General features: G+C 45.3%; 18 protein-coding genes, 1 other RNA gene and 2 pseudogenes. 19 read left to right on the forward strand and 2 right to left on the reverse strand.

All coding sequences use genetic code 11. From position 1 onward, the window contains the following. Window positions 1–40: 40 nt before the first annotated feature. The 8 genes and pseudogenes from smpB to azoRB all read left to right on the forward strand — a co-directional run bounded on the left by smpB (window position 41) and on the right by azoRB (window position 8,626). Complete coding sequence (gene smpB, locus AXI59_RS07930; RefSeq protein ID WP_061527918.1) at window positions 41–511, forward strand: SsrA-binding protein; 471 nt, start codon at window positions 41–43, stop codon at window positions 509–511. A 171-nt stretch (window positions 512–682) separates the two neighbouring features. After that, window positions 683–1,045, forward strand: a transfer-messenger RNA (tmRNA) gene (ssrA, locus tag AXI59_RS07935). 453 nt (window positions 1,046–1,498) lie between these two features. Further along, window positions 1,499–2,092, forward strand: a complete 594-nt coding sequence (locus AXI59_RS07940; protein WP_061527863.1) for a YdeI/OmpD-associated family protein — start codon at window positions 1,499–1,501, stop codon at window positions 2,090–2,092. Between the two features lie 775 nt (window positions 2,093–2,867). Continuing rightward, the gene (csn, locus tag AXI59_RS07945) at window positions 2,868–3,704 is read left to right on the forward strand and encodes a chitosanase (protein WP_061527864.1); all 837 of its coding nucleotides are present in this window, start codon (window positions 2,868–2,870) and stop codon (window positions 3,702–3,704) included. Window positions 3,705–4,797: 1,093 nt separating this feature from the next. Next, on the forward strand, window positions 4,798–6,318 hold the full coding sequence (locus tag AXI59_RS19735) for a pre-toxin TG domain-containing protein (protein ID WP_156476242.1): 1,521 nt from the start codon (window positions 4,798–4,800) through the stop codon (window positions 6,316–6,318). Between the two features lie 15 nt (window positions 6,319–6,333). Then, window positions 6,334–6,639 carry a barstar family protein gene (locus AXI59_RS07955; RefSeq protein ID WP_061527865.1) on the forward strand — a complete coding sequence of 102 codons (306 nt, stop codon included), beginning with the start codon at window positions 6,334–6,336 and terminating at the stop codon, window positions 6,637–6,639. A 163-nt stretch (window positions 6,640–6,802) separates the two neighbouring features. Further along, a pseudogene (locus tag AXI59_RS07960) lies at window positions 6,803–7,829 on the forward strand (FUSC family protein); the annotation flags it as partial. A 161-nt stretch (window positions 7,830–7,990) separates the two neighbouring features. Beyond that, window positions 7,991–8,626 carry an FMN-dependent NADH-azoreductase AzoRB gene (azoRB, locus tag AXI59_RS07965; RefSeq protein ID WP_061527867.1) on the forward strand — a complete coding sequence of 212 codons (636 nt, stop codon included), beginning with the start codon at window positions 7,991–7,993 and terminating at the stop codon, window positions 8,624–8,626. Window positions 8,627–8,672: 46 nt separating this feature from the next. On the opposite strand, the pseudogene AXI59_RS07970 reads toward azoRB, so the two are convergent. Further along, window positions 8,673–9,689: pseudogene (locus tag AXI59_RS07970) on the reverse strand (Gfo/Idh/MocA family oxidoreductase). A gap of 138 nt (window positions 9,690–9,827) precedes the next feature. On the opposite strand from AXI59_RS07970, the gene csoR reads away from it, so the two are divergent. The 6 genes from csoR (at window position 9,828) to AXI59_RS08000 (ending at window position 16,381) form a co-directional block, all read left to right on the forward strand. Beyond that, window positions 9,828–10,133 (forward strand): copper-sensing transcriptional repressor CsoR, encoded by a 306-nt coding sequence (gene csoR / locus AXI59_RS07975; RefSeq protein ID WP_061521588.1) that lies wholly within the window; start codon window positions 9,828–9,830, stop codon window positions 10,131–10,133. Between the two features lie 72 nt (window positions 10,134–10,205). Further along, window positions 10,206–10,412 carry a copper chaperone CopZ gene (gene copZ, locus AXI59_RS07980; protein WP_061521587.1) on the forward strand — a complete coding sequence of 69 codons (207 nt, stop codon included), beginning with the start codon at window positions 10,206–10,208 and terminating at the stop codon, window positions 10,410–10,412. 83 nt (window positions 10,413–10,495) lie between these two features. Then, a complete protein-coding gene (gene copA, locus AXI59_RS07985; protein ID WP_061527868.1) occupies window positions 10,496–12,925 on the forward strand; it encodes a copper-exporting P-type ATPase CopA in 2,430 nt (809 codons plus the stop codon). Window positions 12,926–13,072: 147 nt separating this feature from the next. Continuing rightward, entirely contained in the window at window positions 13,073–15,184 is a 2,112-nt protein-coding gene (locus tag AXI59_RS07990; RefSeq protein WP_061527869.1) for a heavy metal translocating P-type ATPase, read from the forward strand. Between the two features lie 116 nt (window positions 15,185–15,300). After that, window positions 15,301–15,972, forward strand: a complete 672-nt coding sequence (locus tag AXI59_RS07995; RefSeq protein WP_061527870.1) for a DsbA family protein — start codon at window positions 15,301–15,303, stop codon at window positions 15,970–15,972. Next, window positions 15,962–16,381 (forward strand): disulfide oxidoreductase, encoded by a 420-nt coding sequence (locus AXI59_RS08000; protein ID WP_061522107.1) that lies wholly within the window; start codon window positions 15,962–15,964, stop codon window positions 16,379–16,381. Before AXI59_RS07995 ends, AXI59_RS08000 begins: the two co-directional genes overlap by 11 nt. A gap of 33 nt (window positions 16,382–16,414) precedes the next feature. On the opposite strand, the gene AXI59_RS08005 is transcribed toward AXI59_RS08000, so the two are convergent. Next, on the reverse strand, window positions 16,415–17,215 hold the full coding sequence (locus AXI59_RS08005) for a zinc-dependent metalloprotease (protein ID WP_061527920.1): 801 nt from the start codon (window positions 17,213–17,215) through the stop codon (window positions 16,415–16,417). A 245-nt stretch (window positions 17,216–17,460) separates the two neighbouring features. Here AXI59_RS08005 and AXI59_RS08010 point away from each other — a divergent pair, with 245 nt between their 5' ends. From AXI59_RS08010 to AXI59_RS08030, 5 genes are all read left to right on the forward strand, one after another. Further along, complete coding sequence (locus AXI59_RS08010; RefSeq protein WP_061527871.1) at window positions 17,461–18,069, forward strand: trimeric intracellular cation channel family protein; 609 nt, start codon at window positions 17,461–17,463, stop codon at window positions 18,067–18,069. 182 nt (window positions 18,070–18,251) lie between these two features. Further along, a complete protein-coding gene (helD, locus tag AXI59_RS08015) occupies window positions 18,252–20,567 on the forward strand; it encodes an RNA polymerase recycling motor HelD (protein ID WP_061527872.1) in 2,316 nt (771 codons plus the stop codon). A 172-nt stretch (window positions 20,568–20,739) separates the two neighbouring features. Beyond that, window positions 20,740–22,548: an assimilatory sulfite reductase (NADPH) flavoprotein subunit gene (locus tag AXI59_RS08020; protein ID WP_061527873.1), complete on the forward strand. Its 1,809-nt coding sequence runs from the start codon at window positions 20,740–20,742 to the stop codon at window positions 22,546–22,548. Between the two features lie 26 nt (window positions 22,549–22,574). After that, the gene (cysI, locus tag AXI59_RS08025) at window positions 22,575–24,293 is read left to right on the forward strand and encodes an assimilatory sulfite reductase (NADPH) hemoprotein subunit (RefSeq protein WP_061527874.1); all 1,719 of its coding nucleotides are present in this window, start codon (window positions 22,575–22,577) and stop codon (window positions 24,291–24,293) included. 120 nt (window positions 24,294–24,413) lie between these two features. Continuing rightward, window positions 24,414–24,896 carry an SRPBCC family protein gene (locus AXI59_RS08030; RefSeq protein WP_061527875.1) on the forward strand — a complete coding sequence of 161 codons (483 nt, stop codon included), beginning with the start codon at window positions 24,414–24,416 and terminating at the stop codon, window positions 24,894–24,896. The last annotated feature ends 150 nt before the right edge of the window (window positions 24,897–25,046 follow it).

The following is a 25,046-nucleotide window of genomic DNA, read 5'->3' on the forward strand; positions in this document are numbered from 1 at the left end:
CGCACATACGAACGGTTTTTTGGAGAGAGGAGGGCAAGGCATGCCAAAAGGATCAGGCAAAGTATTATCGCAAAACAAAAAAGCGAACCACGATTATTTTATAGAAGAAACCTATGAAACAGGCATCGTGCTGCAAGGAACGGAGATTAAGTCCATCCGCGCCGGCCGCGTAAACATGAAGGATTCCTTCGCAAAAATCGAACACGGCGAAGTGTTTCTGCACAACATGCACATCAGCCCGTACGAGCAGGGAAACCGCTACAACCATGACCCGCTGCGGACGAGAAAGCTTTTGATGCACCGGAAAGAAATCAATAAGCTGATCGGGCTGACAAAAGAAAAGGGCTATTCCCTCGTGCCGTTAAAGCTGTACTTGAAAAATGGCTTTGCCAAAGTATTGATCGGCCTCGGAAAAGGCAAAAAAACATACGATAAACGTGAAGACTTAAAACGCAAAGACGCCAAGCGGGAAATTGAAAGAGCGTTCAGAGACAGACAAAAAGGCTTCTGATGCATACAGCTTGATGTGATGATCAGCCTTATGCTATACTGTTCACACATCAAGTTCACAGGCGGTTTTTTTTTTGAAGTAATTCCCAATTGAATTTGTCTGTGACCATGATATAATAAGAGTACAGCCAGTGAGCAAGAGCTTGATATATCTCCCGTATACCCTTTACAAGGGGACGTTACGGATTCGACAGGGATGGATCGAGCTTGAGCTGCGAGCCGAGAGGCGATCTCGTTAACACGCACCTAAATATAACTGGCAAAACTAAAAGTTTTAACCAAAACTTAGCACTAGCTGCCTAATAAACGCAGCGAGCTCTTCCTGACATTGCCTATGTGTCCGTGAAGAGCACATCCAAGTAGGCTACGCTTGCGTTCCCGTCTGAGAACGTAAGAAGAGACTGACAGACTAGCTCTCGGAAGGCCCGCCCGCAGGCACGAAGACGAGTGAAACACTAAATATGCAGGCTACGCTCGTAGACGCTTAAGTAATCGATGTTTCTGGACGTGGGTTCGACTCCCACCGTCTCCATACATAACGCCAAACCACAGTGTAGTCTGTGGCTAAAATAAAGCATAAATTGTCCAAAAGGACAGTTTATGCTTTATTTTTTGCAATGATTTATATGAAATGAATGCAATTTGTCGAGCGAATATTATGCATTAATGTGTATTAAATATATTTTAGGAAATGATGATCAATAAGTTTTGGAATCTTATGAAGTTATTAGAGCAAGGAGTTATAGCCCCCATGCTTATAAGCTTTTTATAGATACTATCTTTCGGGGCCTGTTCTTACTTATTGGTTCTGTTAAACAAATATTGTTGATTTTCTTTAACTGAAAGGGCAGATTAGCGACTAAAACTTTCCAGGCCAGATCTGCTTGACACGATAACAATTAATGTTTCATTATAAATAGTTGGAGAAATTGAGTACGAATATCCTTAACTGTCAGATGATCGAGAAATTGAAGAGGGGTGTTCCTTGATGACAAATAGCAGTACGAATCCTAAGGTTGATGAATATATAAGTAAAGCCACAAAGTGGAAGGAAGAATATGAGAAGTTGAGAAATATTGTTCTTGACTGTGAGCTGACCGAAGAATTTAAGTGGATGCATCCTTGTTACACGTTTGAGAAAAAAAACATCGTTTTAATACATGGATTTAAAGAATATTGTGCGCTTCTGTTTCCCAAAGGGGTCTTGTTACAGGATCCGCATGGAATTCTAATCCAACAAACAGAGAATGTACAGGCGGCGCGCCAGATTCGGTTCACCAATGTTCAAGAAATAGCTGAAATGGAAACCATCTTGAAAGCCTATATTGATGAAGCCGTTAAAGTTGAAAAAGCCGGTCTGAAAGTGAATTTTAAAAAGGAAACAGAATTCACAATTCCTGAAGAACTTCAAAATAAATTCGATGAAATCCCCGCCTTGAAAACTGCGTTTGAAGCGTTGACGCCCGGTCGGCAAAGAGCATATATTCTATATTTTTCTAAAGCCAAACAATCCAAAACGCGAGAGTCAAGGGTTGAAAAATATGTACAGCACATTCTCAATGGAAAGGGATTAAATGATTAATCGATTGAGACAATAAATGAATCAAACGTTAAGCTCCTTTTTGGATCGCAGGTAACACTCAATCAATAATTTAAAATGGAAAAAACATAAAAGTGATCCGTTAAGTATAAGCAAACAACTACCGTAACAGTCCTACGCATTACCAGCTAAGAAAAGAAAAATACTGCACACAAAAGCGTACTCTTTGGCTTTTTGCTGAAAGGTACGCTTTTTTTGCATTCCAAATCCCTATTTTTATGGTTTAAATGTCAATGTGACGGCACTGCGTTTTTGTGAAACAAAAAAAGGAGAATGCGCTTCATGAAAGAAGTCATTATAGACAGAAAAGATTTTAAAAAGATAGAAGCTTTTCATCATTGAAAGATAAGTTAGACTCCCGCACTCCTATGGATTTTGAGTTCAGTAAAATGTATGTAGGTGCAGATGCCGATGATGTATTAGAGATATTTCAAGAGGCACAAGAAGAATTGGGGAATAGGTTTCTCATTAAAATAGAATAGGTTACGAAGCCGAAATTGAATACCTTAGCAGCGGAATGAATTCAGTTTTGTTTTAGTAGCTGGTTACATCCCTTTCAGCTGCTGCATCATGTATCCCTCCCGGTCATAGTCAAGGATTTCCTTTATATATGGACAGAAATTGAAACGCAAAACCTTTTAATCCGGACCGACATCTATTATAGAAAATAATGACAAAAAATATTTATTTTAACAAAAGAACAGCACCTTATTGTATACTAAACCAGTAGTTATCTTATGTTGAAAGGGGTAATAGAATGAGAGTCCGTTTGAAGGCAAAAGTAGTTTCATGGAGAAGGGCAGCAATTTCTTCACTTATTCTGGCCGTGATTTTTACCCTGATGATGAACGAAACGGTTTTTGCAGCGGGGCTGGACAAGGATCAGAAGCGTCGAGCGGAGCAGCTGACCAGTATTTTTGAAAACGGCAAGACAGAAATTCAATATGGATATGTGGAACATTTGCCTGATGGAAGAGGCTATACTTGCGGCCGGGCCGTCTTTACAACCGCTACCGGGGATGCACTGGAAGTAGTGGAAGTGTATACAAAGGCAGTACCGGATAACAAACTGAAAAAGTACCTGCCTGAATTGCGCCGCCTGGCAGAAAAAGAAAGCGGTAATATAAGCAATCTCAAGGGATTTGATTCTGCGTGGCGCTCGCTTGGAAACGATAAGGACTTCCGCGCTGCTCAAGACGCTGTAAACGACAGCTTGTATTATCAGCCTGCCATGAAACGGTCAGATAATATCGGACTGAAAACGGCACTGGCGAAAGCTGTGATGTACGATACAATTATCCAGCATGGCGATGGTGACGACCCGGACTCCTTGTATGCATTGATCAAACGCACAAACAAAAAAGCGGGCGGCTCTCCTAAAGATGGAGCAGATGAGAAGAAATGGTTAACTAAATTCTTGGATGTACGCTATGACGACCTGATGAATCCATCAAATTCTGATACACGTGATGAATGGAGAGAATCAGTTGCCCGAGTGGATGTGCTTCGCTCTATCGCAAAGGCGAACAACTATAATCTGAACGGGCCGATTAAGGTTTCATCAGACGAGTATGGTGACTTCGTGATCAAGTAAGCAGCAACGAGTTGTGCCGGAGGGGGATTCCCAAAACATGGGCGGCCGTTTTGGCCGCCTTTTAACACGGCCTGCTATTTTTTTGTTGGCAATTATGATTCATCAATAGCAGTTGATCGTAAAGAGTGTACAAGTAGCATTGAGAAACACCGAATTGATTTAAGGTTTTTTGCCTTAACATTGTAAATCCGCGTATATCCCCTTTTTTAATTACTCCTTGAGCTAATGACAGCTTTTCTTACTAATTTGATTATTAAATCGCGAAGAGTATAACCAGCCAGTTTATGAAACGACCCTACACATTGTTCAAGTTTAATACTCCAACATAATCCGTTTGTAACCCAGAAATGTCATCATGCAAACATATTTTGTGACACTGTTATAGTCTCCCTATAAGAACCCATATTCATCCATGACCAGTGATTCGCCAGCTATCCAAGGCCTGCAGCCTCTAATCACTATAGCCCAAAAAATAAGATTTGAAGCTTTCTTCTATCTTTGACAGCACCCATTTGTTGCATTTTTCGCTTAAGCAGGTGAAAGGGATTTAAGGAAATTTTTCATTTGAACAATATCAATCAAAGGAACTCCTGCCGCGATTGCCTTTCTACATTAAACGTATATCTGCTATTTTCTTGGTGGTAAATTGATGCTTCGTACAAGGGCAATAGCCAGAAGTTCAGCTTCTCTTTTGTCTTGGTACTTATTCTGTGGCGATGTTTGAGCCGGTGACAGCTGAGATACCTAAAGCCAGAACAAAGACAATAGCCAACCTGTTTTTAAAACGCCCTAATACACTATTTATTCAGAATATTCCTTAATTTAAACTAAAATTCTTTTCTAAGTGAGGTTACTCAAACTTAAAATACATATTGCTTATGTTATTTATTTAAGGATAGAAGTAAATGAAAATCCCTTATTTTATTAAATATTAATATAAAATAAGGAATTTTTATAGGTTGATAAAACTATATTTATGTGTTATACCTATTAAGGGAATTATTTAAAATTTATAAAAATATATGAGAGGGAGGGATGATTTGGCACATTGAATTGAGCATGTAATAAGCTAAAGAATAAATTGGAGGAACTAATGGTGAAAAAAATCTTAATTGCTATTCTAATTATTTTCATGTTTTCAATGATTAATTTACCGAATTACATAAAGCCTGAAAAAGCAATTGCTGCTTCAAATGAAATAAACAAGAAGGATCTTACTGATTTAGACAAAGCTTTAAATACGCTTTTAAAGCTTCAGGAAGAGTATCACAAATTAGACAAGTCTAAACAAACAAAATGGGTAGAAACCAAAAAGAAAGCAGTCAAAAAAATTATTGACAGCGAAATTAAAAGTGCAAAAAAATTAATAAGAACTAAGGTTATCCCAGTAGTGCAAAAAGCAGTAGATGATTATAAAATTCTTGTGCGGACTTTGAAGGAAATTGGTAACGATATTGATGAAATAGTTGCTGCATTAGATCAATGTAATAAAGCTATGGATGAAATTAATGTTATTCTTGATGGAGAAGTAAAAAATCTTAACGAAATGAATAAAGCCATGGACGGATGGGTTAAAAACCTGGATGACATGAATAAAAAAGTAGACGAAATGAATAGGGACTTAGATGATATGCAAAGAGCCATGGATCAGTGTAATCGTGGTTATGATCAAATGAACCATGCACTTGTCGGTCTGAATAAAGCAGCAGACGAGACAAATGCAAATCTTAAAGCTATTGATTCTAATATAAAGCAAATGACCAAATCAGTTGATCAGATTAATTCTGGAGTTACGCAAGTATCCAAAAGTATGAAACATGTGAATAATTCACTTGATAAGCTAGATAAAAACTTGGATGCTATAGGTAAAACTAAAGTGATTTATAATTACCATTATTATTCTTCAGATGGTTTAACGACTACAAAATTAAATAAACTAAATAAAAAAACAAAGGAATTGGAGAATTCTCAAAAAAATATAAAGAAAATAGAAGTTAATATAAACAATATCTCTCATTATGATGCAGGTAACCTAAAAAATGCAAAAAGCGTGTTCTCTGTTACTGCTGACCTTATTCCAATTTTATCGAATATTAAAGGGGGGAGCGAAGCCATATCAGGTAAAGATCTCATTACTCAAAATGATCTTTCCGCATTTGATAGAACAGTAGCTGCATTAAGTATAGTAGGGGGAGATTTAACTAAGCTTCCAGGGAAATTAGCGGGCACCGTATCAAAGGCTAACAAAACATCAAAATATGTTGAGAACAGTGTTAAAGCTAATAAAGTACTAAATAGCTTCAATGAAGTGGCTGATTTTGTTTCTAAACACGGTAAATTGCCAAATAACTACATAACAAAAGCAGAAGCGAAAAAATTGGGTTGGGTAAGAAAAAAGGGAAATTTAGCAGATGTAGCACCGGGAAAAAGTCTTGGTGGAGATATATTTATGAACGAGGGAAACCCTTTACCTTCAGCGAAAAATAGAGTATGGTATGAAGCGGATATAAACTATACTAAAGGGTATAGGGGAAATGACAGGCTGCTTTTTTCGAATGATGGTTTGATTTACAAATCAACTGATCACTATAAAACATTTCATAAAATAAAATAATGGAGGGCGGTTTTAATGATAGAAGTAATTATAGACGGTAAAGATTTTACAAGCATAGAAGCTTTACACCGCATATTAAAAGATAAGTTAGATTTCCCGGACTATTATGGTGAAAATTTGAATGCATTATGGGATTGCCTTACAGGCTGGATGGAACTGCCGCTGACTTTGGTTTGGAGACATTTTGAGACCAGTCAAATGTATTTAGGTTCGGATGCTGATGATGTATTAAGGATATTAAAAAAGGCTGAGGAAGAATTGGATGATGAATTTTTCATTAGGATAGAACAGCCGTCAGATGGGAAAACTGACAGGCACTAAAAAGTGCGTACTTCCCGTCAGCCATTTTTCTATCCGATAATAGGGATGAAGAGGTTTAGGCTTTCGATTTCTGTCCATATATACGGAAACCCCCGCGGGTATAGAAGCTTCTGAATGCGCCGTGGCCGTAAAGATGGAGACGCCGATACCGTCCGGATCGGTGACAAAAGCACAGAAAAAGCTGTATGCGCAGCTGCAGGAAGTGCTCAATGCCGCATCAGGTGAGCCGGACCAAAAAACAGAACAGATCCGTCTCCGATCACCGTTTCTCTTTCTGCGAAACGCTTTAAGCTGGGATTCCCCGGTTTTCATCAGGGCGCTAAAATACGGAATCGTTCTGATGGTTGCGTCATTGTTTGCGGGAGGCCTTGGGTTTCACTGCTCGTATTGGATTCCTCTTTCAGCATCGGCGGTTATGCTCGGAACAACGGTTTTGTTCACCTTGCACAGGGCGATTCAGCGTTCGGCCGACACCATTATCGGCGTCATCATTGCGGCGGCTGTTTTGTACGGCAGGCCGGAGGGCGTTTATATTGCGTTATGTGTGGCCGTTCTCCAATGCCTGCTTGAGCTGTTTATCGTCCGCAATTACGTCTTTGCCGTGCTCTTTTTGACAGCGAACGCGTTATTGATTGCCGAAAGTATGCATGCAAACGAGAGCATCGTTTATTTTATGACGGCAAGGCTGACGGATGTCATATTGGGCAGTTTAATCGGACTGGCGGGTACGATGCTTTTGTGGCGGCGCTTTTCTTCAAAAAGGCTGCCGGAGCTGTTAAGCGGCGTCATCCGCCGGGAAGGTGAATTTTTGCAGATTTTATTAATGCCTGACACCGGAAAGAAACCGTTTGATGTGCACCGCTTGAGGGTCAGCCTGATTCAGCTGAGAGATGAGTATGATAAGGCGCTCGGCGAGTACCCGAAAAGCCATTCAGATGTGTTATGGCCAGCCATTGCCGGGGCGGAGCATTTAGGCTATTCCCTGCTGTCGGCTTACAAGTATAACCGCCGCCCCGCCATCGATCAGAAAGAAGTGCGGCGAGTTGCGGCATTATTTGATAGCATGGCGGAAGCCGCTTTGAAACAAACACAGCCCGCTGACGGAAGTGCCGACGTTACAGGCATATCCAAGGATCAGCGGGGAATTATCCGTGCTTTACAACGGATTGCGGACGGCCTATAAACGGTAAGCCGTCCGTCTTTTTTAAAAAAATACACTAATTTCGAGATATTATAGTTGCTAAATGATTTTTTTGTAACTATAATTATTACAGAGTTGAATAGTATAAAAAAACATTCATATTTCATAATAAATGTGTGTGTAATCTGAAAACGAAAGGGCTGTTATACTATGGCAAAAATACTTTATATCACTGCTCACCCTCACGATGAAGCAACATCTTACAGCATGGCAACCGGAAAAGCGTTTATCGAATCTTATAAAGAGTCAAACCCGAATGACGAGGTTGTACATATCGACCTGTATAAAGAAAACATTCCTCACATTGATGCGGACGTATTCAGCGGCTGGGGCAAACTTCGATCAGGCACTGGTTTTGAAGAGCTTTCTGAAACGGAAAAAGCGAAAGTCGGCCGTCTTAATGAATTGAGCGATCAATTCGCGTCAGCTGATAAATACGTGTTTGTCACACCGCTTTGGAACTTCTCATTCCCGCCTGTGATGAAAGCGTATCTTGATTCTGTAGCAGTAGCAGGAAAATCATTCAAATACACAGAACAAGGACCGATCGGCCTTCTGACTGATAAAAAAGCGCTGCACATTCAAGCGCGCGGAGGCTATTACTCTGAAGGCCCGGCGGCTGATATGGAAATGGGCCACCGCTACATCGGCATCATGATGAACTTCTTCGGGGTTCCTTCTTTCGACGGATTAATCGTGGAAGGCCATAATGCTGAGCCGGATAAAGCGCAGCAAATTAAAGAAGATGCGATTGCCCGCGCGAAAGAAGCCGGAAAATCCTTCTGATCCCGATAAAAACCTCCCTGCTTTATACGGCGGGGAGGTTTTTGATTTAAGATTCCAGTATAACTGTCCGTTTTTGTTCATCGCTTTTCATTGCGGCTTCAATGATGCGAATGACTTGAATGCCTTCCTCAGCCGTAACGGGAAGCGGTTTTTCTTTCTGAATGCTGTCTGCTAAATGCTTATAATACGTAAGGTATGAACCGTGCAGCGAGGGAATTGTGTCTGTATTTCTCTTATTACCCTCTGCGATTGTCAGCTTTCCGAAATAGTCGGGATCGTCTGCGCCCCAGCTGTCATCAACCGGTTTTTTGCCCGCAAGCAGCGCGTCCTCTTGTCCGTCCCGTATTTGATAAAGCTTGAATGCTTCCCGTGAATTTGGTAGCGGGGACCGCTTGCCGCATTCATAGAGCCGGAGTGAAGAACGGCATGAAGCTTGCTGTAATGCAATGTGACATGAAAGCAGTCGGTTGTTTCGCTGTTCTCCCGCTGTTTCATCACATGTGCCGTGACAGCTTGCGGCATGCCGAAGAGGCAGAGGGCCTGGTCGATGATATGCGAACCGAGATCATACAGCGTGCCTGTGGCAGCTCCGCTTTTTTTCCGCCATTTTTCCCGTACTTCCGGATGTATGAATGTCCTTAAGCGATCCGTCTTGAATAAGCTTTTGAATCGTTAAAAAGTCATTGTCCCAGCGGCGGTTATGATACACACTCAATAGGACCCCTTTGTCTTCAGCCGTTTTCTTCAGCTCTTCAGCTTCAGCGGCCGTGGCCGTCATCGGTTTTTCCACAACGACATGTTTTCCCGCCAGGAGACATTTCATCGCTGATTCATAATGCATTCCGCTCGGTGTAGTGACGATGACGAGGCCGATGTCAGGGTCGCCGGTAATCTCTTCTATCGTGCGTACGGCATCAGCCCCGGGCAGATCCCGTTTCACCTCATTCGTTCTGGATGTCATGACTTTTTTAATATGGTAGTCCTCAAGAACGTCTAACAGCGGAGCATGAAAGACGAAACCTGACAAACCGTACCCTAATAGGCCGACCTGTATTGTATTCAATGATTCTCCCCCTCTTCATAACAGATAAACGTTTTATACCCTATGTGCCGGCTGGTAAAACCTGTGAGGTGAATTATTTTTACATCAGTTTTCTGAACTTGTATAATGAGAATGATTATGAGAAATAGAGGTGGATGAATGGACAAGCATACGGAGCATCAATCGTTAAATCATAAAAGTTCAAAGGAAAAAGAACAGATTAAAAACCGGCTGAAACGGATTGAAGGCCAGGTGAGAGGCATTCAGAACATGGTAGAGAATGAGCGGTACTGCGTGGATATTCTCGTTCAGATTTCGGCCGTACAGGCAGCCATGCAAAAGGTCGCTCTTCATCTGTTAGAAGACCACACTCATCACTGCGTATCAGATGCGATTAAGAGCGGAAACGGGGAGCACGCCATTACCGAGCTGCTGGATGTGATAAAAAAATTTGCGAAATCCTAAACAAAACGTTTTGAAATACCCTACAGGGGTATGGTAAACTGAATGTGAAAATTATATGTGGAGGGAAGCATCATGGAACAAAAAACGTTACAAGTAGAAGGCATGTCCTGCCAGCACTGTGTAAAAGCCGTGGAAACGAGCGTCGGAGAGCTGAACGGAGTCACCGCGGTTCAGGTGCATCTTGAAGCCGGACAGGTTGACGTTACGTTTGATGAAAAACAAGTCTCCGTATCAGATATAAAAGACGCTATTGAAGATCAGGGCTATGATGTCGTGTAATGCCTTATCGCGCTTGGGACACGGGCGCGGTTTTCTTTTATCGTTTTACATACCCCATGGGGGTTTAATGAGAGGTGAGTGCATTGAAAGAACATAAAGAGATGACGATTCAAGTGGCAGGCATGACTTGCGCCGCCTGTGCAGCAAGAATTGAAAAAGGTCTGAAACGTATGGACGGGGTTACTGACGCCTCCGTCAATCTGGCGCTTGAGACGTCAAACATTTCCTATGACCCTGACAAAATCGAATCTGAAGCGATTAAAGAAAAAATTGAGAAACTCGGATATCACGTCGTCACAGAAAAAACGGATTTTCAGATTGAAGGGATGACCTGCGCCGCCTGTGCCAATCGGATTGAAAAGCGGCTGAATAAACTAGAGGGGGTCGACAGCGCGCCGGTTAACTTCGCTTTGGAAACAGTAACCGTTGAATACAATCCAAAAGCCGTTACAGCCGCAGACTTAAAAGACACAGTCGCAAAACTCGGCTACCGTTTAGAAGAAATGGGAGATGACGAGGAAAGTTCAGCCGAAAGCCGCAAGCAAAAGGAACAGCGAAAACAGCTGATCAGGCTGATATTTTCCGCCGTTCTCTCATTTCCCCTCTTATGGTCGATGGTTAGCCACTTTTCATTTACGTCCTTTATCTGGATGCCTGACATCCTGATGAACCCATGGATGCAATTCGCACTCGCCACACCGGTACAGCTCATCATCGGATGGCCTTTTTACACAGGAGCGTACAAAGCCCTCAAAAATAAAAGCGCCAATATGGATGTCCTTGTTGCGCTCGGCACGACGGCGGCATATGTTTACAGCCTTTATCTGACTATCACCGGCCTCGGCCGAAACGGTCATGCTGAGGGGCTTTATTATGAAACGAGCGCGATTCTGCTGACTTTGATTTTGTTGGGGAAACTTTTAGAAACGAAGGCGAAGGGGCGCTCATCAGAAGCGATTAAAAAATTAATGAAGCTTCAGGCGAAGACGGCCGCGGTTGTGCGGGACGGCCGGGAACAGGTGATTCCGATCGAAGAGGTCCGCACCGGTGACATCGTATATGTGAAACCGGGAGAGCGCGTGCCTGTAGACGGTGAGGTCATCGAAGGACATTCAGCGATTGATGAATCTATGATCACCGGAGAAAGCCTGCCCGTTGATAAATCTCCGGGGAGCACCGTAATCGGCGCAACGATTAACGCAAACGGCTTTCTCAAGATCAGGGCAGTCAATGTCGGAAAGGATACGGCCCTCTCTCACATTATTAAAATTGTGGAGGAAGCACAAGGATCAAAAGCGCCGATTCAGCGGCTCGCGGATCACATATCCGGCATCTTTGTCCCGATTGTGTTAGGCGTTGCCGTGCTGACCTTTCTCATTTGGTATATATGGGCGGCGCCGGGACAGTTTTCTGAAGCGATCGGCAAGTTCATCGCGGTTCTCGTCATCGCCTGCCCGTGCGCCCTCGGACTTGCCACGCCGACGAGCATTATGGCGGGATCAGGCCGGGCGGCTGAATTCGGCATTCTGTTTAAAGGCGGAGAACATTTAGAAAAAACACAGCGGCTGACGACGATCGTGCTTGATAAAACGGGAACCGTTACAAACGGCAAACCGGTTTTGACAGACGCCGTTCCCGCAGCCGGCGTGAAAGAAGAGGATCTGCTGAGGTTTGCGGCTGCTGCTGAAACAGGCTCGGAGCATCCGCTCGGCGAAGCAATCGTATCCGGTGTGAGAAAACGGGGCGTCACCATTCCGAAACTGACCCGTTTCGAAGCCCGCGTCGGTTCCGGCATACAAGCCGAAGCGGAAGGCAAAACGATTCTCGTCGGGTCAAGAAGGCTGATGGAAAGTGAAAACATCGAACATGAAGCGCTTCTTTCTCAAATGTCTGAGCTTGAAGCGGAGGGGAAAACGGTCATGCTTGCAGCCGCGGACGGAAAAGCAGCAGGGCTTATCGCTGTCGCCGATACAATAAAAGATACGTCAAAAGCTGCGGTGAAACGCCTGACGGACATGGGTCTTGATGTCATTATGATGACCGGAGACAACAAGAAAACAGCGGAAGCCATCGCAAAAGAAGCCGGCATCACCGCTGTGATTGCTGAAGTGCTTCCTGAACAAAAGGCTGAAGAAATTTCCCGGCTGCAGCAAGAAGGCAGGCTCGTGGCCATGGTCGGCGACGGTATTAACGATGCTCCGGCACTGGCGACGGCTGATATCGGCATGGCTATCGGCACGGGGGCTGACATTGCAATGGAGACTGCGGATATCACGCTGATCCGCGGAGACCTGAATGGCATCGCAGACGCCATCGGCATGAGCCGTCTGACTATGAGAAATATTAAACAGAATTTAGGCTGGGCTTTGGGCTACAACAGCATCGGCATTCCGATTGCCGCAGCCGGCTTTTTAGCCCCGTGGGTTGCGGGCGCGGCAATGGCTTTCAGTTCAGTATCGGTGGTCCTCAACGCATTGCGTTTACAAAAGGTGAAAAAAGGCAAAGTCGGCTGATGCCGGTTTTGTCTTTTTTATTGACACTTTATTCAAAACCGGCATATAATAAATGTATCTAATATATGAATATGTGATCATATATATAATTTGTTTACTTACATTCGTGTTTTGGGAATCCTGTTACGGAAGGTAAGGTGAGTCAAAATGAAAGCAGCCAAACGGGAATTTGTGTTAGACGGACTGGATTGCAGCAACTGTGCGAAAAAAATTGAAAACGGCGTAAAGTCCATTGACGGCGTTGACGGGTGTGATGTCAATTTTGCGGCGAGCACCATCACGGTTTCAGCCGGCGGCAAAGACGAACAATGGATGAAAGACGAAGTTGCGAAAAAAGTAAAAACCATTGATCCGCACGTAACCGTCCGTTCGAAACATGATAAAAAAACAGGCGGCGATGTATACCTCAAAAAATTGCGGATGATGATGGCGAGGCTGGCCGCAGGCGCCATTTTGGCGGCAATTGCTTATTTCGTTCACGCGGGGGCCGTCCTTGAATTTCTGCTCTTTTTCGCATCTTATTTGATCATCGGCGGTGATATCGCGGCCAGAGCGGCCAAAAATATTGTGCGGGGCCAGGTGTTTGATGAGCATTTTCTGATGGCGCTTGCCACAATCGGCGCTTTTATCATTCATCAGTACCCGGAAGGCGTCGCGGTCATGCTGTTTTACCAAATCGGCGAACTGTTTCAGGGAGCGGCAGTCAACCGATCCAGAAAATCAATCAGCGCGCTATTGGACATTCGTCCTGAGTACGCAAATTTGAAAACAGAAGAAGGCATTACGGCGGTTTCTCCGCAGGAAGTAAAGGCAGGACAGGTCATTGTCGTCAATCCGGGAGAACGCATTCCGTTAGACGGAAAGGTGCTGAGCGGATCATCAATGGTTGATACATCCGCCTTGACCGGAGAATCCGTACCGAAAAAAGCGGCGCCCGGACAAGATGTGATGGCCGGTTTCATGAACCAAAACGGCGTTTTGCACATTGAGACGTCAAAAGGGTATGAAGACTCTGCCGTATCGAAAATATTAGATCTTGTTGAAAATGCGGGCAGCCGGAAAGCAAAAACGGAAAACTTCATCACGAAATTTGCCAAATATTATACGCCGGCAGTCGTCATTGTTGCGGTGCTTCTCGCCTTTTTGCCGCCGCTTCTCGTCCCATCCGCCGCGCTTTCCGACTGGGTGTATCGGGCGCTGATTTTTCTTGTGATTTCTTGTCCGTGCGCGCTCGTCGTCTCCATCCCGCTCGGCTTTTTCGGCGGTATCGGAGCCGCGTCAAAAGCGGGGGTGCTTGTGAAAGGCAGCAACTATTTAGAAGCGCTTAATCAGGTGGCTTACGCGGTTTTTGATAAAACGGGAACCTTAACAAAAGGCAATTTTGCCGTTACTGACATCAAACCGGCGGAAGGTTTCACAAAAGACCGGCTGCTTTATTCGGCGGCACTTGCAGAAATCCATTCCAACCACCCGATCGCAGCATCCATTCGCGAAGCTTACGGGAAACCGCTGGCTGCTGAAAAAATAGACGATTATGAAGAAATTCCCGGACACGGTATTCGGGCAAAAGCTGGCGGATCAACGATTTTGGCTGGGAATAAAAAGCTCATGGAAAAAGAACAGATCGCCTTCAGCAAGGGTGAAGACGCCGGAACGGTTGTCTATATAGCCATTGATCAGCAGTATGCCGGAGCCATCGTGATCGCTGATGAAATCAAGGAGGATGCCAAACAGGCCATCGCTTCCTTAAAAGCACTCGGCGTCAAACGGACGATGATGCTGACAGGCGACTCAAAACAGACCGGAGAGGCCGTCGGCAGAGCGTTAGGCATCGATGACGTATATGCCGAGCTGCTGCCAGAGGATAAGGTGCAGCGTATTGAAGAACTGGAAGCGAAGCTTTCGCCGAATGAAAAACTGATGTTCGTCGGCGACGGGATTAATGATACGCCTGTGCTTGCCAGAGCTGATATCGGGGTTGCCATGGGCGCTCTCGGTTCGGATGCCGCTGTGGAAGCAGCTGATGTGGTCCTGATGACAGACCAGCCGTCAAAAACAGCAGAAGCCATCCGGATTGCACGCCGCACCCGCCGAATCGTCTGGCAGAACATCGGCTTTGCGTTAGGCGTAAAAATCATTTTTCTCCTGCTCGGCGCGCTCGGATTCGCTACGATGTGGGAAGCGGTCTTTTCTGATGTCGGCGTCACGCTTATTGCCGTTGCCAACGCCATGCGCGTCATGAGAGTGAAAATCGGATAAATGTCAAAGATAATTCGTTTTTCAGGGTTTGCTCCCGAAGGTTGTCTTGGTAAAATAGAGAAGCGGGCCATCCGGCATCCGCTTCTTTTTTATTTTAAAAACAATGAGGTGTCTGAGTGAAAAAGAAACAAACGTCTGCGAAATTTGCGGTGATCCTGACGTTGATCGTTGTCGTTTTATTTGCGGCCATCGTGATTATGAATAATCAAACAGAAAAAGCGGGCGAAACGGTCGCCAGCCAGCCTTCCATTAAAGGCCAGCCAGTGCTCGGCAAGGAAAGCGCTCCGGTCACGGTAGTGGAATTCGGAGATTACAAGTGTCCTTCCTGTAAAATAGTTAACAGCGATATTTTTCCGAAAATCAAAAAGGACTTTATTGACAAAGGCGACGTCAAATTTTCATTTGTGAACGTGATGTTCCACGGAACGGGCTCCCGTCTGGCCGCTCTTGCTTCAGAAGAGGTCTGGAAAGAAGATCCGAAATCATTCTGGGCATTTCATGAGAAGCTGTTTGAGGAGCAGCCGTCTAGCGAACAGGAATGGGTCACGCCTGCGCTTCTTGAAAAAACGGTGAAAAGCACCGCAAAAAAGGTTGATCCTGAGAAGCTGAAAGAAAACCTCGATAAAGAGACCTTCGCAAAAGAGCTTAAAGCTGACACTGACCTGAATGATAAATTAAACATTACGGCTACACCGACGATTTACGTGAATGATAAGGTGATTAAAACATTCTCTAATTATGATGAAATCTCAAAAACGATTAAGAAAGAGCTGAAAAATGAAAAATAGAATCGTATTTTTATATGCTTCTTGGGTTATCGCTCTTGCTGCCATGCTCGGCAGCCTTTATTTCAGCGAGATCAGAAAGTTTATTCCATGCGAGCTGTGCTGGTACCAGAGGATATTGATGTACCCGCTTGTCCTGATCTTGGGAATCGCCACCTTCCAAGGTGACATGCGTGTGAAAAAATATGTGCTCCCGATGGCCGTTATCGGTGCGTTTATTTCAACCATGCATTACCTGGAACAGAAGGTGCCCGGTTTCAGCGGCATTAAGCCTTGCGTATACGGCGTGCCTTGCTCATCTGAATATATTAACTGGTTCGGTTTTATCACGATTCCTTTCTTAGCCCTTACGGCATTTATTCTCATTATCATCTGTATGTGTTTTGTGAAAACGGAACGCACTTCAAAATAAAGAGCCTGCTCAATTTGAGCGGCTCTTTTTCTATTACTTATACCAAGATTTATTTGTCTCAATCTGTCTGTTATGGGAGCTGTCCCAAATATCTACTGAGTACGCGTAATCATAGTTCATGACGCAGCGGATGCCGCTTCCTTGGGCGTCATGCTGCAGCCCGAAGTTATGGGAAAATTCATGCTGAGCCGCTTTTGCGGTATTGGCCGTTCCTTGGTCAAGGTTGACGCTGAAAGCGGGGCCGCTCGGCTTTCCGTTATATACATACGCAATACCGCCTGCGTCAAAGCTCGATTTTGCGGTAAAACCGACGACAAAATGATAATTTTGATTGCTGAAGCTGTTTTGGAGATTAGATAAAATTTGAGAACTGTTAGAGCCGGAGGAATTCCACGCTTGGACAGCCTGAACAACGAAATCAATATTGTGATCACGATTGAACGCGACATCGACCTGCTCCACAATCTGGACGATTCTGGTTTGCCAGTCGCTGTATTTGGCCCGGTATTCTGCGTCCGCCACAGCGAGCACTCTTACCTTTTGGCTGCCTGTGCTTGCTTTTGTCGAAGCTTTATTTTGGCTGACATTGGCGTTAAACCGTTTTGTGCCGACCTGTTTTCCGTGTTCATCCAAAATTTTCGTATCAACCGTCTGTTCAATCTGGACGGGACCGTTTATATCCTTAAAATGATCAGCCTTCGGAAGCGGGTCCGTATACACCGTCTTTGCAGGCTCTGCATGGCTGTGCGAATGTGTATGGCTTTCGGCAGATGGCAGGCCGGGGATTAATCCGGCAGTCAATAAAACAGGAAAAACAAGTGAACTGATTTTTATCTCATATACCCCCTTTAAGTTAGAAAAGTAATTCAATGAAAATCGCAAAATACCTTCCATTAAAGTGTAAAATAGGAAAATATTCTGGGACTCCAACCGTTTGGGATACGGCTGTCCCGGTTTTGGAACGGAATGAGGCCTATCAGAGATCAGAATCTTTCAAAAATAAGGTTGATTTTAAGGGAAAGCGATTATAAAATCTAAAGGTCGTCAGAAAATTTAACAAATAAAAAGGAGCATATGGAATGGCCTGGGAGCTGCTTAGTGTAATCGGCATCATTGCGTTTGCGGTCAGCGGAGCGATTGTTGCGATGGAAGAGGAGTATGATATTTTAGGCGTGTATATTTTGGGGATTGTCACGGCGTTTGGCGGAGGCGCCATCCGAAATCTGCTTATCGGTGTTCCGATCTCTGCCTTGTGGGAGCAGGGCGCGTTTTTTCAGATCGCACTCGCATCAGTTACGATTGTCTTTTTGTTTCCGAAGCTTTTGTTAAGGCACTGGAAGAAGTGGGGGAACCTATCGGATGCGATCGGGCTTGCCGCGTTTGCCATCCAAGGCGCTTTGTATGCCGTCAAAATGGGTCATCCGCTCAGTGCGGTGGTTGCAGCGGCCGTGCTGACAGGCAGCGGGGGCGGCATCATCCGTGATTTGCTTGCGGGAAGGAAACCGCTGGTGCTCAAGGCGGAAATTTATGCGGTCTGGGCCGCACTCGGAGGATTAATCGTAGGACTCGGCTGGGCAGGAAATGCCATCGGCTTGTATGTGCTGTTCCTTGTGCTTGTGGCATGCCGCATCTGTTCCTATGTATTCAGATGGAGGCTGCCGAATCGTTCCTATCATATAGATCAATAAAAAACCGATTTCCCAAAAGGAAATCGGTTTTTGTATAAACAGGCCCTCCTTGAAAAAGTCCTGGCTGATATGATAAGATGAATTGTATTTGACTAAAATATTGAATAATATATATTAATATCCAATTTTAATTTTAAAGTATGTCAGCTTGTTTGTCAACTTTTATGTCGGAGGTGCCGCTGATGGCAAAGCATGATCAAGAGTGGAAAGAAGAGCAGGCAAGGATAGATGCCGTACTGGACGAACTTGATAAAAAGCAAAATCGGCTTGAATCGTCGTCCGGCGGACTGAAGCAGGATATTATCGGTCTGAGAAAAACGTTTTGGGAGGATGTCACCGTTAATTTGGAGGATGACCATGAAAAAGCGGAGACGTTTTCAAGCATCAAACAGCAGGCGGATATGCTCTCAGAACGTGAACGAAACCATCGGCATCAATATCAGCAGCTTCAGAGAATCAAAAAGCTGAAGGCATCTCCTTATTTCGGCCGTGTTGATTTTACGGAAAAAGGAGAGTCTGCATCGGAGCAGATATATATTGGACTGACCTCTCTGATGGATGAAAAAGACGAGCGATTTCTCATTTACGATTGGCGTGCCCCCATTTCCTCACTCTACTATCAATATTCCCCGGGAAAAGCCCGTTATGAAGTGCCGGAAGAAACAATAGAAGGAGAAATCACGCTGAAGCGGCAGTTTATGATTAAAAACGGGACGCTTAAAGCGATGTTTAATACGGATATGACGATTGGCGATGAAATGCTCCAAGAGGTGCTGAGCGACCATTCCGGCTCGCAAATGAAAAGCATCGTGTCAACCATTCAAAAAGAACAAAATGAAATCATTCGGAATGAAAAAAGTAAATATCTGATTGTGCAGGGAGCCGCAGGAAGCGGAAAAACATCCGCAGCGCTTCAGCGTGCCGCCTATTTGCTGTATCGGGGGCGCGGTGTGCTTGATGCCCGCCAGATTGTTTTGTTTTCTCCAAACATTCTTTTTAACAGCTACGTATCCGCTGTATTGCCCGAGCTGGGAGAAGAAAACATGGAACAGGCAACCTTTCAGGAATACATCGTCCGCCGGCTCGGGCGCAAGTTTCATTGTGAAAGCCCGTATGAGCAGCTCGAATATTGTTTGACAGAGCAAGATAATGCCGCTCTCTCTGTGAGGCTTTCTGCAATTGCTTATAAAGCATCATCATCGTTTCAAAGTCTCATTGACCGCTATGTCAGTTCACTGTCTGCTTCCGGCCTCCTTTGTAAACATATCAGCTTTCGCGGAGAAACCTTGATTCCAAAGGAGCAAATTGAAGCTTATTTTTATTCGCTTGATCATCATCTGCCGATCCCGAACAGAGCGGAGCTGACGGCTGAATGGCTTCTTGCTGAAATCAGCGCGCTGGAAAAAAAGGAACGGCGGAAGGAATGGGTGATGCAGGAAAGCGAGCTGCTCGATAAGGAAGACTATGCTGATGTATATCAAAAACTCCAAAAAAAAGAGGCGTTTGGCGAGCATACCTTTGACGACCATCAGCGGGAACAGCGGCTGCTTTGCGCCATCATTGTCAGCAAAGCCTATAAGCCGATTAAGCAGGCGGTCAGACAGCTCGGCTTTCTCGATATCAAACGGATGTATCTTCAGTTATTCTCAGACTGGGGAACCTTTGAAAAACCCGATCAATGGCAACTGATCGGGGCACTGAGCAGCAAAGCATTTGCAGAGCAGACGCTTCCGTACGAAGATGCAGCCCCGTATCTTTACTTGCAGGACTTAATAGAAGGAAAAAGAAAAAATACACAAATGAAGCACATATTCATTGATGAAGCGCAAGATTATTCTCCGTTTCAGCTCACTTATATACGAAGCATCTTTCCCGCGGCGAGAATGACGATACTTGGTGACGTAAACCAGTCTATCTACGCTCATGCGATGAGAGGCCCTTCTTCACTCGCCGGATGTATTCAGGGAGGAGAAGCGGAACGCATCAGTCTGACGCGGACCTACAGATCGACTAGGCAGATCGTCGAGTTTACGAAAGCGCTGCTGGCCGATGGCGCTGACATTGAGCCGTTTAACCGGAACGGTGAAATACCGAGTGTCTGCCGGACGGACACAGCAGAAGCGCAGCAAGAAAAACTGGCGGATACGATACGGGAGCTGCAGCAAAAAGGATTGGGAACAATCGCCGTCATTTGTAAAACAGCAGATGATGCGAAACGGCTTTACAGTGCCGTCAGCGAAAAAAACAGCATCCGATTGATCAGCAAAGAAAACCATACCTTTCAACAGGGCGTTTGTGTCATTCCGGTTTATTTGGCAAAAGGCATTGAGTTTGACGCCGTCATTGTGTATGATGCCTCCTTTCGCCAATACAGCAGCGATCATGACCGCAAGCTTTTATATACAGCCTGTACGCGGGCGATGCACCATCTGACCGTGCTGTCTCTCGGAGAAGTGACACCCTTCATTACAGAAGTCCCAGCTGATTTATATGTGTAAGTCCTTTGCCTGCCGCAAAGGGCTTTTTATCATTAGAAATCTTAATCATTATCATCATGATTATATATTTTACTTACATACAAACTTTCGGTAAAGTTCAATTAGAACTTATTTTGACAATTCCTATAGAAATAACGTACATTACGTTTAATTCCTTGTGAGGTGGATATCGTTGCAACTTCAGGTCATGAACAGCCCGTTTAATCAGGAGCAGGCAGAGCTCCTTAACCGCCTTCTGCCGACCTTGACCGAATCACAGAAAATCTGGCTGAGCGGTTACCTGGCTGCAGCCCGAACCGAATCCGTCGACACCGCGGCACCTGCCGCAGGGCTCCCGGCTGAAAGCCCTGCGCTCTCCAAAGAAGTGACCGTATTATACGGATCACAAACCGGAAATGCGGAAGGTCTTGCGAAACAGACGGTAAAAACGCTTGAGGAACGGGGATTCCAAGTCACCGTCGCGCCGATGAATGATTTTAAGCCGAATAGTCTGAAAAAAATAAACAATTTACTGATCGTCGTGAGTACGCACGGAGAAGGCGATCCGCCGGATAACGCGCTGGCTTTTCATGAATTTCTTCACAGCAGACGCGCTCCGAAGCTTGATGCTCTCCGTTATTCCGTATTGGCGCTCGGCGACAGCTCTTATGAATTCTTCTGCCAAACCGGTAAAGAATTTGATCAGCGCCTTGAAGAACTCGGCGGCACGCAGCTTGCGCCGAGGGTTGATTGTGATCTTGACTATGATGAACCATTTTCGGAATGGCTTGATGCCGTTATTGGCGGTTTGAGCGAAGGAGAGGGAAACAGCGCAGCCGAAGCTCCGGCTCAAGCGCCGCAGACCGGTGAATCCGTTTATTCCAGAACGAATCCGTTTCGGGCGGAGGTTCTTGAGAACATCAATTTGAACGGACGCGGCTCAAATAAAGAGACACGCCATCTTGAGCTGTCTCTTGAAGGCTCGGGTCTGACGTATCAGCCGGGAGACAGCCTCGGCATTTATCCCGAAAATGATCCGGCTCTCGTTGACGAGCTTCTCAAAGAGCTGAAGTGGAATCCCGAGCAAGAGGTGGCGGTGAATAAACAAGGAGAGGTCCGCTCGCTGAAGGACGCGCTCACTTCTCACTTTGAAATCACAGTGTTAACAAAACCGCTCTTGCAAAAATTTGTCCAGTTTACGTCTGACAATAAGTTGAGTGAGCTGCTGGCGGAAGGAAATGAAGAGCAGGCAAAAGCCTATCTTGAAGGCCGTGATCTGCTTGATCTTATCCGTGATTTCGGACCGTGGGAAGCATCCGCGGAAGAGTTTATTTCCATTCTGCGTAAAATGCCGGCCCGCCTTTACTCGATTGCAAGCAGTTTAGAAGCGAATCCGGAAGAAGTGCATCTGACGATCGGAGCAGTCCGGTACGATGCGCATGGCCGGGAACGTAAAGGCGTGTGCAGCATCCTGTGTGCGGAAAGGCTCCAGCCCGGAGACACACTGCCGATTTACATTCAGCACAACCAAAACTTCAAGCTTCCGGAAAATCCTGATACACCTATTATCATGGTGGGACCGGGGACAGGCATCGCGCCGTTCCGTTCATTTATGCAGGAGCGTGAAGAGTCCGGAGCGCAAGGGAAGACATGGCTGTTTTTCGGAGACCAGCACTTCGTCACAGATTTTCTGTATCAGACGGAATGGCAAAAGCGGCTGAAAGACGGTGTGCTGACAAAAATGGATGTCGCATTTTCTCGTGATGCAGAAGAAAAAGTTTATGTGCAGCACCGCATGAAAGAGCAAAGCAAAAAACTATTTGAATGGCTGCAGCAAGGGGCTGCCGTTTACATCTGCGGAGACGAACAGCATATGGCGCATGACGTGCACCAGGCGCTGCTTGACATCATTCAGGAAGAAGGCGGCATGAGCCGTGAAAAAGCGGAAAGCTTCCTGGCTGACATGCAGCAGAAAAAACGCTATCAGCGTGACGTATATTGATTTTGGTTTGAAAGGAGTTTTTCAGCATGGTGAACAACATTTTAAAAGCGCCGGAAGGCCCTCCGAGTGATGTTGAGGAAATTAAAGAAAAAAGCGATTATTTACGCGGCACACTGAAGGAAGTCATGCTAGACCGGATTTCAGCCGGCATCCCGGATGACGACAACCGCCTGATGAAGCATCACGGCAGCTACTTGCAGGATGACCGCGATCTCCGCAATGAACGCCAAAAGCAAAAGCTTGAACCGGCTTATCAGTTCATGCTGCGCGTCCGTATGCCCGGGGGCGTTTCAACGCCGGCACAGTGGCTTGTGATGGATGAACTGTCGCAAAAATACGGCAATCACACGTTAAAGCTCACAACGCGTGAGACGTTCCAGATGCATGGGATTTTAAAATGGAACATGAAAAAAACGATTCAGGAAATTAACGCTGCGTTATTAGATACAATAGCCGCCTGCGGAGACGTCAACCGAAACGTCATGTGCGCTTCAAACCCGTATCAGTCTGAGATCCATGCGGAAGTATATGAATGGTCAAAGAAACTGAGTGACGACCTTCTCCCGCGCACAAGAGCCTATCATGAAATCTGGCTTGATGAAGAGCGTGTGGCAGGTACGCCGGAAACGGAAGAAACAGAGCCGATGTACGGGCCGCTTTATCTGCCGCGGAAATTCAAAATCGGGATTGCCGTGCCTCCGTCCAATGATGTCGACGTTTTTTCTCAAGACCTGGGCTTTATCGCCATCGTGGAAGAGGGTAAGCTGATCGGCTTCAATGTGGCGATCGGGGGCGGCATGGGAATGACGCACGGTGATACGGCCACTTATCCCCAGCTTTCTAAAGTAATCGGATTCTGCAAACCGGAGCAGCTGTACGATGTAGCGGAAAAAGTCATTACGATTCAGCGTGATTACGGAAACCGCTCCGTCAGAAAAAACGCCAGATTTAAGTATACAGTTGACCGCCTCGGGCTCGAAAACGTAAAAACCGAGCTGGAAAACCGCCTCGGCTGGCGTTTGGATGAAGCGAAAGCTTATCATTTCGACCATAACGGCGACCGTTACGGCTGGGTAAAGGGCGTTAAAGGAAAATGGCATTTTACGATGTTTATCGAAGGCGGCCGCGTCATAGACTACGAAGATTACAAGCTCATGACAGGCTTACGGGAAATTGCCAAAGTCCATACCGGCGATTTCCGCCTTACGTCTAATCAAAACCTGATTATCGGCAATGTCACAAGCCAGAAAAAGAAACAAATCAGCGAATTAATTGAACAATACGGCTTGTCCGACGGCAGACAGCATTCCGCCCTGCGCCGCAGCTCAATGGCCTGCGTCGCTCTTCCGACATGCGGACTCGCAATGGCGGAAGCGGAGCGTTATCTGCCGAAGCTGATTGATAAAATTGAAGAAATCATGGATGAAAACGGGCTCCGTGATGAAGAAATCACCATCCGTATGACGGGATGCCCGAACGGCTGCGCCCGCCATGCCCTTGGTGAAATCGGATTTATCGGCAAGGCGCCCGGAAAATATAACATGTATTTGGGAGCGGCTTTTGACGGCAGCCGCTTAAGCAAAATGTACCGTGAAAATTTAGGCGAAGAAGAGATTCTGAGCGAGCTTCGGACGATTCTCCCGCGCTACGCCAAAGAACGCGAGGAAGGCGAACACTTTGGAGATTTCGTCATCCGAGCCGGGATGATTAAAGCAACGACAGACGGAACGAATTTTCACGAATAAAAAGAGAGACGCAATGCCAAAAATAAAAAAGGATAGAGAAATGCTGACTAAAGAGCAGCTTTCTCTATCCTTTTTCAGGGTAACTTCAAGCACCTTATCCGAGTGAGGAGGAGTCACATTATGTCAGCAGCAGTAGAGAAGACTGGGGGCGGCTATACAGCCGTGTATCATTGTCCGCTGCATCATTCACCAGAAAAGGTTTGGGCGGCATTAACTGAAAATGATACATTGCAAAAATGGATGCCTAACCTCCAAGTGAAAGATCTTCGAAAAAACGGCGCGATCACATTTCATATGAACGACGGGACAGGTGCTTCTTTTGATATGAAAATAACAGACTTCAAAGAACAATCCTTTCTCCAGTACGAATGGGGGGAAGGCTGGGTGCGCTTTGAGCTTTATCCTGAGAATGATCGCTGTTTATTGATATTAAAAGAATATATTCCGGCTCTCAGCGATCATACCTCAAAAGACCTGGCCGGATGGCACGTATGCCTTGATGTATACCGCGCATTACTGGACGGTGAATATATGGACTTTCCAAAAGACGAATGGGAAAAACAGCGTGAGAAATACGCCGCGATTATCGATCAGTTACCATAAACAAGAACGAAAAGCGTGTTTTTTCAAAACAGGCTTTTTTCTTGTTTCTATAAAAAGAAAAAAGCCTGCGGCAAAAAAGTTCGCCGTGAGCGCATTGTGAGAAATATTAAATAAAAAAGGGTAAAATAAAAGAAGACACATGGGGCGAAA

The sequence above is a fragment of the Bacillus nakamurai genome, assembly GCF_001584325.1.
Taxonomy (GTDB): Bacteria; Bacillota; Bacilli; order Bacillales; family Bacillaceae; genus Bacillus; species Bacillus nakamurai.

Bases quoted from the DNA above. Each gene is read 5' to 3' on its own strand.
- smpB (WP_061527918.1), top strand. From the start codon at position 41: ATGCCAAAAGGATCAGGCAAAGTATTATCGCAAAACAAAAAAGCGAAC.
- AXI59_RS07940 (WP_061527863.1), top strand. From the start codon at position 1,499: ATGACAAATAGCAGTACGAATCCTAAGGTTGATGAATATATAAGTAAA.
- csn (WP_061527864.1), top strand. From the start codon at position 2,868: ATGAGAGTCCGTTTGAAGGCAAAAGTAGTTTCATGGAGAAGGGCAGCA.
- AXI59_RS19735 (WP_156476242.1), top strand. From the start codon at position 4,798: ATGGTGAAAAAAATCTTAATTGCTATTCTAATTATTTTCATGTTTTCA.
- AXI59_RS07955 (WP_061527865.1), top strand. From the start codon at position 6,334: ATGATAGAAGTAATTATAGACGGTAAAGATTTTACAAGCATAGAAGCT.
- azoRB (WP_061527867.1), top strand. From the start codon at position 7,991: ATGGCAAAAATACTTTATATCACTGCTCACCCTCACGATGAAGCAACA.
- csoR (WP_061521588.1), top strand. From the start codon at position 9,828: ATGGACAAGCATACGGAGCATCAATCGTTAAATCATAAAAGTTCAAAG.
- copZ (WP_061521587.1), top strand. From the start codon at position 10,206: ATGGAACAAAAAACGTTACAAGTAGAAGGCATGTCCTGCCAGCACTGT.
- AXI59_RS07990 (WP_061527869.1), top strand. From the start codon at position 13,073: ATGAAAGCAGCCAAACGGGAATTTGTGTTAGACGGACTGGATTGCAGC.
- AXI59_RS08000 (WP_061522107.1), top strand. From the start codon at position 15,962: ATGAAAAATAGAATCGTATTTTTATATGCTTCTTGGGTTATCGCTCTT.
- AXI59_RS08010 (WP_061527871.1), top strand. From the start codon at position 17,461: ATGGCCTGGGAGCTGCTTAGTGTAATCGGCATCATTGCGTTTGCGGTC.
- helD (WP_061527872.1), top strand. From the start codon at position 18,252: ATGGCAAAGCATGATCAAGAGTGGAAAGAAGAGCAGGCAAGGATAGAT.
- cysI (WP_061527874.1), top strand. From the start codon at position 22,575: ATGGTGAACAACATTTTAAAAGCGCCGGAAGGCCCTCCGAGTGATGTT.
- AXI59_RS08030 (WP_061527875.1), top strand. From the start codon at position 24,414: ATGTCAGCAGCAGTAGAGAAGACTGGGGGCGGCTATACAGCCGTGTAT.